At 35.5% G+C, this 12,812-nt stretch carries 12 protein-coding genes; 10 read left to right on the top strand and 2 right to left on the bottom strand.

Translation table 11 applies throughout. From position 1 onward, the window contains the following. Positions 1–13 precede the first annotated feature (13 nt). The 10 genes from murQ to ACHRV5_RS04790 all read left to right on the top strand — a co-directional run bounded on the left by murQ (position 14) and on the right by ACHRV5_RS04790 (position 8,421). Positions 14–826 (top strand): N-acetylmuramic acid 6-phosphate etherase, encoded by an 813-nt coding sequence (murQ, locus tag ACHRV5_RS04835; RefSeq protein ID WP_395425973.1) that lies wholly within the window; start codon positions 14–16, stop codon positions 824–826. Positions 827–1,041: 215 nt separating this feature from the next. After that, positions 1,042–1,263: a DUF6095 family protein gene (locus ACHRV5_RS04830; protein ID WP_047776235.1), complete on the top strand. Its 222-nt coding sequence runs from the start codon at positions 1,042–1,044 to the stop codon at positions 1,261–1,263. A 27-nt stretch (positions 1,264–1,290) separates the two neighbouring features. Continuing rightward, positions 1,291–1,521: a hypothetical protein gene (locus ACHRV5_RS04825; protein ID WP_395425972.1), complete on the top strand. Its 231-nt coding sequence runs from the start codon at positions 1,291–1,293 to the stop codon at positions 1,519–1,521. Then, positions 1,506–1,820 (top strand): type II toxin-antitoxin system RelE/ParE family toxin, encoded by a 315-nt coding sequence (locus tag ACHRV5_RS04820; protein WP_395425971.1) that lies wholly within the window; start codon positions 1,506–1,508, stop codon positions 1,818–1,820. Before ACHRV5_RS04825 ends, ACHRV5_RS04820 begins: the two co-directional genes overlap by 16 nt. Next, complete coding sequence (locus ACHRV5_RS04815) at positions 1,808–2,380, top strand: pentapeptide repeat-containing protein (RefSeq protein ID WP_047776237.1); 573 nt, start codon at positions 1,808–1,810, stop codon at positions 2,378–2,380. The genes ACHRV5_RS04820 and ACHRV5_RS04815 overlap by 13 nt, the downstream gene beginning before the upstream one ends. Positions 2,381–2,382: 2 nt before the next feature. Beyond that, positions 2,383–2,958 (top strand): DUF1572 family protein, encoded by a 576-nt coding sequence (locus ACHRV5_RS04810; RefSeq protein WP_395425970.1) that lies wholly within the window; start codon positions 2,383–2,385, stop codon positions 2,956–2,958. A 177-nt stretch (positions 2,959–3,135) separates the two neighbouring features. Beyond that, the gene (locus ACHRV5_RS04805) at positions 3,136–3,507 is read left to right on the top strand and encodes a DNA topoisomerase IV (RefSeq protein WP_230001510.1); all 372 of its coding nucleotides are present in this window, start codon (positions 3,136–3,138) and stop codon (positions 3,505–3,507) included. Positions 3,508–3,524: 17 nt separating this feature from the next. Further along, positions 3,525–4,295: a TerC family protein gene (locus ACHRV5_RS04800; RefSeq protein WP_047776241.1), complete on the top strand. Its 771-nt coding sequence runs from the start codon at positions 3,525–3,527 to the stop codon at positions 4,293–4,295. A gap of 781 nt (positions 4,296–5,076) precedes the next feature. Next, positions 5,077–6,558: a hypothetical protein gene (locus ACHRV5_RS04795; protein WP_047776242.1), complete on the top strand. Its 1,482-nt coding sequence runs from the start codon at positions 5,077–5,079 to the stop codon at positions 6,556–6,558. A 69-nt stretch (positions 6,559–6,627) separates the two neighbouring features. Then, entirely contained in the window at positions 6,628–8,421 is a 1,794-nt protein-coding gene (locus tag ACHRV5_RS04790) for a cytochrome-c peroxidase (protein WP_395425969.1), read from the top strand. Positions 8,422–8,964: 543 nt separating this feature from the next. On the opposite strand, the gene ACHRV5_RS04785 is transcribed toward ACHRV5_RS04790, so the two are convergent. Together ACHRV5_RS04785 and ACHRV5_RS04780 are read right to left on the bottom strand one after the other, a co-directional pair. After that, positions 8,965–9,711 (bottom strand): JAB domain-containing protein, encoded by a 747-nt coding sequence (locus tag ACHRV5_RS04785; protein ID WP_395425968.1) that lies wholly within the window; start codon positions 9,709–9,711, stop codon positions 8,965–8,967. Positions 9,712–10,072: 361 nt separating this feature from the next. Continuing rightward, a complete protein-coding gene (locus ACHRV5_RS04780) occupies positions 10,073–12,796 on the bottom strand; it encodes a DNA gyrase/topoisomerase IV subunit A (protein ID WP_395425967.1) in 2,724 nt (907 codons plus the stop codon). Positions 12,797–12,812: the final 16 nt, after the last annotated feature.

Below are 12,812 nucleotides of genomic sequence, written 5' to 3'. Positions count from 1 at the left end.
CATAAAAGATACCATGATTTTTACAAAAACTACAGAACAAGCATCAAAATATGATCATTTAGAAAAAATGTCTGTCCATGAATTGCTTGCGAATATCAATAACGAGGACAAAACCGTTCCGCACGCCGTTGAAAAAGCGATGCCACAAATTGAAGCTCTTGTAGCACAAGTTGTAGCCAAGTTAAAACTAGGCGGAAGAATGTTTTATATTGGAGCCGGAACATCGGGGCGTTTAGGCGTTGTTGATGCTTCTGAGTGCCCTCCTACTTTTGGAGTTCCGTTTGATCTAGTAAACGGAATTATTGCCGGTGGTGATACCGCTATTCGTCGCGCTGTAGAAAATGCCGAAGACGATGCAGCACAAGCCTGGATTGATTTACAAGCAAATAATATTGGAAAAAATGATATTGTTATCGGTATTGCTGCTTCCGGAACAACACCTTATGTAATTGGAGGTTTGGAGACCTGCAATCAGAACAATATTACTACAGGTTCTATTACCTGTAACGCAGGAAGTCCATTAGCCTTAACTGCACAATTTCCAATTGAAGTGGTTGTAGGACCTGAATTTGTTACCGGAAGCTCCAGAATGAAAGCCGGAACTGCACAAAAATTAGTTCTGAATATGATTTCGACTGCGGCCATGATCCAAATTGGTAAAGTAAAAGGAAACAAAATGGTCGATATGCAGCTCAGCAACATCAAATTGGTCGATCGCGGTGTCAAGATGATTATGGGAGAAATCCCTGTCACTTATGAAGAAGCCTCTGATTTGCTGAAAAAATATGGAAGTGTCAGAAATGCTGTTGACAACTATAATTTGTAAAATGTGAAATGTTTTTGGTGAAAGGACTATCGATTTGTCATTTCGACGAAGGAGAAATCACATCCAATATTCGACAAAGATTAGCGATTTTCATAACGGAATTTCTTCTGTGATTTCTCCTCCGTCGAAATTGACAAGATTGCGACAAACTTGAAACCTGAAACCTGAAACAACTTTAAACCTGAAACACTTTTAAACCTGAAACTTAAAAAAAAATGTCAACAAATAAAGAACTACTCGGAAAAGGCATCAAATACGTGACAGGTTCATTACCGTTACTATTCATTGGACCCTCCTTAATTTATAACGCTTTTATGAATCAGCACACCAACTGGCACTATTTGGTTTTAGGAATCGGAATTGTAGCTTGTTTAAGTGCCATGTTTTTAATTTTTTATGGATTGAAAATCATCATGAAAGGTTTGTTTAATGATTAATTTATATCTTTACTAAAACTCTTTATTATGGATATGCAAGCAGAAATAAATTGGATTCATCAAGAAATTGACAAGGTCAAAGATCCTTCCTTTGTAGAGAAACTAAAACATCTTTTACAATCTGTCAATAGTACTACTGTTGATTCTGATACTGCCTACAATTTAGATATAGAAAATGCTTTAGAAGACATTAAAAAAGGGAATTTCCATTCTGAAGACGAAGCCAAAGAAATAGCCAAAAAGTGGGGAAGAAAATAATTTGGTCAGGTAACGCTCTACAACAATTAGAAGATATTCATTTCTATATTTTCTTTGAGAGTAAATCACTCCAAATTGCCGACAAAGTAATTAATTCTATTTTTGACAGTACCGATATACTAAAAACACAATCTGAAATTTATAAACTTGACAAGCAAAAAACCAATAATGATGGTAGTTTCAGAGTTTATACGATCTATAATTTCAGCGTTTCATACCAAATTACCAATCAAGTAATTCAAATTTTACGGGTAAGACATACTGCCCGGAAATCAAAAAAATATTCATGGAAAGTCTAATACACATTCAGAAAACATTTGACAAAGTCATTTATATTGATAAAAAAATAAACAATCGGGAGTTTGAAGATTGTGTTTTTAAAAATTGTGATTTTTCCAACAGTAATTTTGCTTACAATACTTTTTTAGACTGCGAATTCATAGACTGTAACCTGTCGATGACCAGTTTGGCCGGAACGAGTTTAAAAAATGTGACTTTTAAGAATTGTAAACTTTTAGGAATTGCTTTTAATGAGTGTGATGACTTTTTATTTCAGGTTTACTTTGAGGAAAGCACTTTAGACTACGCTATTTTTTCGAACAAAAAAATGCCGAAAACTAAGTTTATAAACTGTTCGGTGAGAGAAGTAACTTTTATAGGAACCAATCTCACAAGCTCTTCTTTTGATAATTGCAATCTTGAAGGCGCTATTTTTAACGAAACTCAATTAGCGGCGGTTGACTTTAGAACAGCTTATAATTACAAAATTGATCCTGAATTCAATCCGATGCGAAAAGCACAATTTGCAACTCAGGGAATTGAAGGCCTTTTAGACAAATATGACATTAAAATTGTTTAGTTATGGATGCAACCGAATCGTATTTAGAAAGTGTTAAAAAGCAATTTTTATATTACAAAATCTTAGGCGAAAAAGCAATGGCCCAATTGGAACCCGAACAGCTTTTTACTACCGTAAATGAAGATACAAACAGTATCGCTACAATCATAAAGCACATTTCGGGCAATATGTTATCACGTTGGACTGATTTCCTAACTACTGATGGGGAAAAAGAGTGGCGCAATCGTGATGCCGAATTTGAAAATGACTTACAATCAAAAGAAGAAGTTTTAGCGGTTTGGAATAAAGGATGGGATTGTTTTCTGACTACTTTAGAAAATTTAAAACCCGAACAACTTTCCCAAATAATCTATATCAGGAACGAAGGCCATACGGTCATTGAAGCCATCAATCGACAATTGGCACATTACCCTTATCATATCGGACAAATTGTTTTTTATGCCAAACAATTAAAAAAAGACGACTGGAACAGTTTATCAATTCCGAAGAATAAATCGGGAAATTACAATGCTGAAAAGTTTGCCAAAGAAAAAGAAATTAAGAACTTTACGGATGACGAGTTAAAAAAATTCAAATAATCGTATTATCCGTCTAAACGAAGTCGAATGTCGGTCTGGACGAAATCGAATGACTGTCTGAGCGAACCTGAATGACTGTCTGAGCGAACCTGAATGTCAGTCTGAGCGAAGTCGAAGACCTACTAAAACTGCTTCGACTTCGCTCAGCACGACACTAAAAACAACATAAACAAAAAAATGAAAAAAATTATATTCTTACTTCCGTTATTAGCATTAGTATCATGTTACAACGCAGAACACAACTGCAAGGACTTCAAAAACGGAAAATTCAAATTTGAGTTTGAAGTAAACGGCGTAAAAAAAACCACAATATTTGAACGCAAAGACACTATAGAAATTGAAACCTTTGACGGTAAAACAGATACATCAACCGTACGTTGGGTAAGTGATTGTGAGTACATTCTGCAAAAGAAACACCCAAAAAATATGGCGGAAGAAAAAGCAATCAGTATGAAAATCCTAAACACTACAAAGGATTCCTATACATTTGAATTTGGAATGGTGGGGTCTGAAGAAAAACAACGCGGAACAGTTCACAAAATAGAATAAATTAAAAGCTCTTAAAAATGGAAGTATTTTTAAACCCCGATGCCTGGATTGCACTCTTAACGCTTACTTTTCTTGAAATTGTTCTGGGAATTGATAATATCATTTTTATCTCCATTGTAACGGGTAAACTTCCGGAAGAAAATCGCAAAAGAGCCACTAGAATTGGTTTGTTTTTAGCCATGTTCATGCGTATTGCCTTGTTGATGGGGATTTCTTATCTAATTGCGATGAAAGCCATTCTGTTCAGCATAAACTGGGGTTGGTTAAATGCAGATTTTACAGGACAAGCACTGATTTTATTTTTCGGAGGATTGTTTCTTATTTATAAAAGTACCAAAGAAATCAGCGAGAAAGTAGATCATAAAGGCGAAGAGGAAAAAAACATCAAGACGGCAGCAAAACAATCCTTCTCCAATGTTATTCTACAAATTTTATTAATCGATTTAATCTTTTCGGTTGATTCAATCCTGACTGCGGTTGGGATGACAAATGGCGTAAATGGCGCTTTGACTATTATGGTAACTGCCGTTATTATTTCGGTGGCGGTAATGATGTTATTTGCGGTTCCGGTTGGAAATTTTGTTAATCAGAATCCTTCTATACAAATATTAGGATTGTCTTTTTTAATCCTGATTGGTTTTATGCTGATTACCGAAAGCATGCATTTATCTGAAGCCACACTTGCAGGGGAACACATTGGCGCAATTCCGAAAGGGTATTTGTATTTTGCTATAACATTTTCGTTGGCTGTTGAATTTGTCAATATGAAGATTCGAAAGAAACAATAATATCTTTCTTAAAAATAAGCTTCTTTTCGGGGAATTTTAACCGCAAAGCGCGCAAAGGGTTTACGCAAAGTTCGCAAAGTTTAGTTATAGCTTTGCGAACTTTGCGTTTTTTCTTTTGCACGCAGATTTAGCAGATTAGGCTGATCTTATTTACCTTTTAAAAAAAATCTGTGCAGTCTGTTGCCCGAACGATAGCGAACTGGCGAAGTAAATCTGCGTGCAGAAAAATTAGATATAAAGTTAAAAAAGTGCCGTAATACTATAATTAAACTTTGCATACCTTACCGTTTAAACTTTTTAGCTCAAAAGAGACAAAATCATTTTTAATCTTTAAAATCCTATCTAACTCTTTTTAAGTTATTAAAAACAAGTTGTTTAGATTCCTCGTTTTCATGGCCTTCTTCATCATTTTGCCACGAATTTCACCAATTGGCACGAATTATTTTTTTGCCACTGATTAAAAGGATTTGCACAGATTTTGTAAATCATTTTAATCCTTTAATCTGTGGCTACTTTTTCTTGCCACAGATTAAACGGATTGGATGGATTTTTTTTTAGGGTTATTTTTTCAATTTCGCATCCTTACTATGGTAGCATACTTCTATTTTTTTTCGCAGTTTTATGATAACTTCCCCACACGCATAAAATTTACAATTAACTTCCAATATTTACGATTTAATAATATATACCTTATAGTTTATTAGCAATTATAAAAAACTGACGTAACATGTATTTTGTTTTTGAGGAATAGCTTTGCTCAAAATAAAAAAACCAAAATATTATGAAATTTAATTTTTTAAGATCGCTAGCATTGCTTGGTATTACAGGTCTTTCTGCAATCAGTTGTCAGGATGATGACAACAAAGGTGCTTCTAACGAGGTAAAGTCCTCTATCGATTTCACATCACACTCAAAAGTCCCTGCTTTTGTTTTTCCGATGACTGGTTTCGAAAACCTTCAGATTAGTACCTTGATCAGTAGTGCAGACGTTTTACCGGAATCTCCGAAATTTGTTTATGGAGCACAGCCAGATGGAGCCGGGTTCATGAAAAATCCAAACGGAGAAGGTTATATCTTAATTACCAACCACGAAATATTACAATCTGTCTCAAGAGTTTATTTAGACAAAACTTTTAAACCAGTAAAAGGAGATTATCTAGTAGACGGAATTGGAGGTTTAACACGTTTGTGTTCAGCAACTTTAGCCACTCCAGAAATTCACGGATTTGGCCCAATCTTTTTAACTGCCGGAGAAAGTGGTCAGGAAAGTATGGTTCATGGAATTAATCCGCTAGGATTATCTTCAGACAAAAGCAAAACCGACAGAGTTTTACCTGCTTTAGGAAAAGCAAGTATGGAAAATGCTGTTCCATTACCAAAAGAAGCGTATCCTGGAAAAACAATTATCATGATTGGGGAAGATCAATCTTACGCAACTTCACATGCAAGTGCGGGACAATTGATCATGTATATGAGTACTGTAGGAGATTTATCAAACGGAAAATTATATGCTTTAAAAAGAAATGACGGAAATCAGGTAGAAACTGCCATGACTTTAAACAATTCTTACCCTGTTTCTTTTGTTGAAATTCCAAATGCAAAAAACCTGACAGGAGCTGTAATTAATACTACTGTAAATGCATTAGGAGCTATTCGTTTTTCAAGAGTAGAAGATGTTGACTACAGAAAAGGAAGTGCCAGCAATAACAGAGAGGTTTACTTTACAGCAACCGGACAAGCTACTTCAAACGCTCCTGTTGACGGTTATACGATGTGGGGAAGAGTTTACAAACTAAAAATGGATGCTGCTGATCCTTTAAAAGGAACTTTAGAATTAGCTGTTGAAGGAGATAGTACTCCGGGAACAGGAATCATCAATCCGGACAACCTTTGTGTTACTGAAAATTACGTTTACATTCAGGAAGATGGTGATAGTTATTATGCTGATGCAAAACACGATTCGTACATCTGGCAATATAATATTGCTTCAAAACAAAACAAGCCTTGGTTAAACATGAATCACAAAAGAACAGACGCGTCTTGGAATGCCTTATACAATCAAACTGGAGAGACAAGACTTGGTAGCTGGGAATTTGGTGCCATGCAAGATATCTCTGATTTAATTGGTGTACCAAACACTTTTACAGTAAATATTCACTCGCACACTTGGCAACTTGATGCATTCAAAAATGCAGATGGTTCGGGTATTAACACCAACAAAGAAGGTGGACAAACTGTTATTATTAGAAACGTACAACGCTAATAATTTCAACCTAAATTAAATTTACAACCCTTATTTTTTTTGATAAGGGTTGTAATCTTTTTACGTACTATGATAAAATTAAAATACTTTATTCCTCTGTTTATACTTTTTTGCCTGGCCATTTCATGCAAAGAAAATCAAGATTCTCAAACTACCATCAATCAGGATTTGATCATTGATTTAAACAAATTAAACAATGAAATTGTACAATTTCAAAAATTAGTTACCACAGACCAATCCCAAAAAGAAATTGTAGAACAGTTTAAAAAATCCCGTCTTGCCTATAAAAAAGTAGAATGGGCAGTTGAATACTTCATTCCTGAAACCGCTCGTTTTATGAACGGCCCAGCCTTAGACGAAATGGAACTGGAAGAAAACAAATCCTTCGAACCACATGGTTTTCAGGTTATGGAAGAACTTATTTATCCGGAATATGAAGTTACAAACAAGGAAGATTTAGTTCGAGAATTAAACATTTTCGCCTCCAACATAAAACAGTTGAAAAGCACTTTTGAAGTCATTACAATTAGTAACGATTATGTCTTAGATGCTGTTCAGCAAAATGTTTTTAGAGTAATTGCCTTAGGTATTACCGGTTTTGATAGTCCAATTTTACAGACCTCAATTCCTGAAGCTGGTGAAAGTTTAATCGGTATTCCAAGTCTACTTCAAAGAATTGATGGCAATAGTAAAACGTTGGCAGATTTAAAAAAATTAATCACAGAGGCACAAAAATATTGTAAAAACAACAACAATTTTAATGCCTTCAACCGAGCCGTTTTTATAACTCAATATCTGAATCCGATTTCAAAAAAAATAAAAACTTTCCAGAAAGAAGAAAAGATTCAAAATGTTAAAAAAAGTAGTCCGTTAAAACCCACTGCAGCCACTTTTTTTGATAAAGAGGCCTTTGACGTAAACGGATTTGTTCTTTCGGATGCTCATAATTTCACCGCTGACAAAGCAACATTGGGAGAAAAGTTATTTTATGATAAAACGCTTTCCAAAAATAATGACCGAAGCTGTGCTACCTGTCATCATCCTGAAAAAGCCTTTACCGATGGCCTAAAAACAAATGTTTCACTAAATGGCAGTAACTTGATGCGAAACACGCCTACCCTGACCTATGCTTCTTTGCAGAATGCACAATTTTGGGATATGCGCCAATTAGATTTAGAAAAACAAAGTGTGGATGTCATTGAAAATAAAGACGAAATGCATGGCTCTTTAAAAGATATTCATGCTCAGATTTTACTGGATGCCGAATACGTAAAACTTTTCAAAAAGGCTTACCCTAAAACAGCAAAACCGGAAGCTTGGCAAATTCAAAATGCAATTGCCAGTTACGTAAGGTCGCTTAATGCTTTTGATTCTAAATTTGACGTTTATATGAGAGGCGAAGAAAATACACTGACCAATCAGGAAATAGAAGGTATGAATCTTTTTATGGGTAAAGCAAAATGTGCGACCTGCCACTTCACACCTCTGTTTAACGGAACAGTACCACCAAATTATTCCAAAACCGAACACGAAGTTATAGGAACTCCAAATGACGTCTCAGGAAAAGCATTGAGCCCCGATACCGGCAGATATTTATACAATAAAATGCCTCAGTTGGTTGGAGCTTTCAAAACACCAACAGTTCGAAACATTGCTGTAACAGGACCCTATATGCACAATGGTGTTTTTAAAACTTTAGAAGAAGTTGTTGACTTCTACAATAAAGGTGGTGGAAAAGGATTGGGTTATGCAGTAGACAACCAAACATTGCCTTTTGATGCACTAAAACTGACTAAAAAAGAAGAACAATCGTTGGTTGCATTCATGAAAACACTAACGGATAAAAAATACCAACAAAACTAAAATAACACCTTATCACCAATAAAAAGGATGTCTCACAGTTAGCGAAACATCCTTTTTTATTACTTCTTTTTTCTGAACAGCTCAAATTTCGCAAATTTACGCTCGCTTTTTTTACCATTTCGATACGAGAAATCACACTAGGTGCTCCATTTTTATTTCCCACAATTTTGTCATACTGAGGAACGAAGTATCTTCACAAGTAATTCCGTAAAGTGAAGTTCAACAGTATCGATTCAGCAAGCGTAGATCCTTCGTTCCTCAGGATGACAAACTGTACGGAGTTTCTTCTATGATTTCTCGTGCCTCGAAATTAACGCTCGCTTTTTATTATAGAAATCGGAATGACAGGTCGGGCCAAAAAATGACTCCAAAAATTATATTGTAAATTGCCTCCTGCTTTAGCTGGAGGTTCCAAAATGCATACAAAAAAGGCTTTAGCCAAAATTGCAGTTTTGGCTAAAGCCTTGAAATCTATACTTTATCTGATTCCTCCAGCTAAAGCAGGAGGCTATTCAAACCTTACTCTAAATCAAAAATGGATTTTTATGATTTTATCTTTTTAGTAACTTGCTCTACTTCCTTTGTAGTAAGATTCAAAATAACTGCTATTTGTTCTATTGTCATCTTCTGTTTTAGTAAATTGGAAATAACCGTCATTTCAAATTCAATCCTTAAAGACTTTTCTATTTTTGCGGTTTCCTTAAATTCTTTTGCCGATTCTTTTAATTGATTCGTTGTTTCCTTTAATTGATTCGTCGTTTCTTTTAATTTATCCGCTTTTTCTTTCCCTAATCTGATTTCCATTTCCTGTTTACGGATTATTTCTTCTATTTTATACGGAACAACATATTTCAGGCTTTTTTCTAATTGAGCCATTAATCCAATATCCAAAAAACTAATATATTTTTCTGCACTAATAATAAAATGGTCTAAAAATTTTATATCTAAAATTTTCCCCACTTGTATTAATCGGTCTGTAGTATCCTTATCGGCTTCAGATGGAGTCAAATTACCACTCGGATGGTTATGCACAGCGATCACACTTGTAACACCTTTTAATACCGCAACTCTATAAACATTCATTGGTTCTGCTTGTGAAGCTTTTACGCTCCCCATGCTTACCAATTCTATATACACGATTGTATTTGCCATGTTTAGCCCTATCATCCAGAAATGTTCCTTCTCACAGTCTATTTTATTATCACGAAACAAAATCTGTCGCATGATTTCGTATAATTCATCAGGATTCGTTACACTAATTTTATCTTTATCTGTTAGCTTAACATTCATTTTTTATTACTTTTAAAATTCAGTAAGTTACACAAACATAATCAATTTTGGTTGATCAACATCTGTATTGTAGGAATAGATTTTATTACTGTTTCATCTAATAAATCAGATTTCGGAGGCACGAGAAATCACACTAAATGCTCCGCTTCTATTTTTCACAATTTTGTCATACTGAGGAACGAAGTATCTTCACAAGTAATTCCGTAAAGTGAAGTTCAACGGTATCGATTCAGCAAGCGTAGATCCTTCGTTCCTCAGGATGACAAACTGTACGGAGTTTCTTGTGTGATTCATCGTGCCGGAATTGACAATTATAAGAAAAAAAAACCGCCTCAAACTGAGACGGTTTACACTAATTATCTTAATCCAGAACCAGACCAATCTGGCCATCGTCATCTAATTCGGTTTCAACTGAACCATCGTCATTATAACTCACTTTTCTTTCTACAACCTCTTCTACAGGTTCTTCATAAGGCAATGGCTCTAATAAATTAACCTGTTTCAATTTATCAGTGGTCAATTGATTTCCTAATGCTTTAAATCCTTTTACAGCAATGAAATCCTCAACATCAATATGTAAATCTTCCTTCTGAACTCCTTTTACTTTTGCAAAAACCAATTGCGCAAGCGGACGATAGTCTGTCGATACAATTTCTAATTGCGAATTTGGGTGATCGGTAATAAAACTTTCTTCCTTGTTTTCGGTTTCTACCAGAAAACGTTTCAGGAAATAACGCTCTTTTTCCCCATCATAATAAATCGCTGAGATCGGTTTCTTAGGTTTCCATTTCTCCAGAACAATCATATCTTCATCAAAATGCGTAGACAATTCCGGAATGATAACTTTTACTTTACCTGCCTGGCTAATGACCAATATCTTATCACTTGGCTTAAATTCGCCTAGCAGTTCGCCTCGTGCATCTACATTCAGACGTTTTACCGTATCGTCGAACCAAACTTTTCTTGGTAGTAAAGTTGAAATTCCTTTCTCTTTTAATTCGATTTTTTTAATTGGATATTTAGTAACCAGATTCCCTTTTGAAGCGCGTCCTTTAATCGCCAAATTTGCAAAATCAATATCAAATTTCAATTTTTTAATGGTTCCAATCTGACGCAATAAAATAGTCACCACCTCAGCTTCTCCGTTTGGATTATGTGAAAAATAGACGACCTGCGAACCATTTGTACCATTTGTCAAATCGTAAGGTTTGTCACGGGTAACTCCAGTCACGTTAAAACGTTTTATATAGGAAGGACCCGATTTACCATCACGATACATCATGTTGTAAATTGTACGTTTGTCTCCTTTATCAAAAACGGCAACATGTATAATATCTTTTCCTGTAAATGTTTTGGAATCGACTTTTGTAATCATTAATGTACCATCACGCAAAAACACAATTACATCATCAATATCAGAACAATCCGCTACATATTCGTCTTTCTTTAAACTGGTTCCGACGAAACCTTCTTCGCGGTTTACGTACAGTTTTGTGTTTCTTAAAACTACTTTTGTAGCCTCAACATTATCAAAAATACGAAGTTCTGTCTGGCGTTCACGACCTTTTCCGTATTTCTCTTTTAATTTCGTAAAGTAGGCAATGGCAAAATCTATCAGGTTTTCTAAATGATGTTCTACCTCTTTCATTTCGTCTTCTAACCTAGCGATAAGATCATCGGCTTTGTCAGAGTCGAAACGCGTAATACGAATCATCGGGATTTGAGTCAGTCGTTGCAAATCATCGTCGTTGATTTCTCTGACGAATGCTTTTTTGAAAGGCTCAAATCGATCGTACATATATTTGTATAATCCTTCTTTATCACCATACAGCTTAAAGTCAATATACATTTCTTCACGGATGAAGATTTTTTCTAAAGTAGCAAAATGCCATTTGTTTTTTAATTCCTCCAATTGAATTTCCAACTCCTGACGCAGTAAATCGACCGTTCTCTCTGTTGAAATTTTCAACATATGAGAAACTCCGATAAACAAAGGTTTATTGTCTTCAATTACACAACCTAAAGGCGCTACAGAAGTTTCGCAAGCCGTAAAGGCGAACAAAGCATCAATTGTTTTATCCGGAGAAACACCCGGAAAAAGGTGAATTAAAATCTCAACATCTGCTGCTGTATTGTCTTCGATTTTCTTGATTTTGATTTTACCTTTATCATTGGCTTTCAAAATACTGTCAATCAAAGTCGTTGTATTGGTCGAAAACGGAATTTGTGTAATCACCAATGTGTTTTTATCCAACTGGGCAATTTTAGCACGTACACGCACACGACCCCCACGAAGTCCATCATTATAATTGGACACATCGGCAATACCCTGTGTCATAAAATCCGGATAAAGTGTAAACGGTTTTCCTTTTAAAATCTTGATCGAAGCATCGATTAACTCATTGAAGTTATGAGGTAAAACTTTCGTTGAAAGTCCAACCGCAATACCTTCTGCTCCTTGTGCCAAGAGTAATGGGAATTTTACCGGAAGATTGTTCGGTTCAGCACGACGTCCGTCATACGAAACACCCCAATCGGTAATTTTTGGAGAGTATAAAACCTCCAAAGCAAATTTAGACAAACGCGCTTCGATGTAACGCGAAGCTGCAGCACCGTCACCCGTTAATATATTTCCCCAGTTTCCCTGACAGTCAATCAATAAATCTTTCTGACCAATCTGTACCATAGCGTCACCGATACTCGCATCTCCGTGTGGGTGATACTGCATGGTGTGACCAACCACATTGGCAACTTTGTTATAACGACCATCATCCAGCTCCTTCAAAGAGTGCATAATACGACGTTGTACCGGTTTAAATCCGTCTTCGATAGCAGGAACTGCACGTTCCAGAATTACGTACGACGCATAATCCAAGAACCAGTCTTTATACATTCCGGTTACTTTCGTAATCGTATCCTGACCTTCCTCTTCCTGATTTTCGTAAAAATGCTGGCCTTCGAAATGTTTGGCATCTACATCAATAATTTCGTCAGAATCCCCATCCTGATTATCATCAGCTGAGTTTTCTTCGCAATTATTATCTTCCCCGTCCGGAATTATGTTATCGTCTTCTTCGTCTTTCATAGTTTATTTTGAGTAT

The organism is Flavobacterium sp. FlaQc-52, from assembly GCF_044007495.1.
In the GTDB taxonomy this organism is placed as follows: domain Bacteria; phylum Bacteroidota; class Bacteroidia; order Flavobacteriales; family Flavobacteriaceae; genus Flavobacterium; species Flavobacterium cupriresistens.
This window is presented reverse-complemented; position numbering and strand designations above follow the sequence as displayed.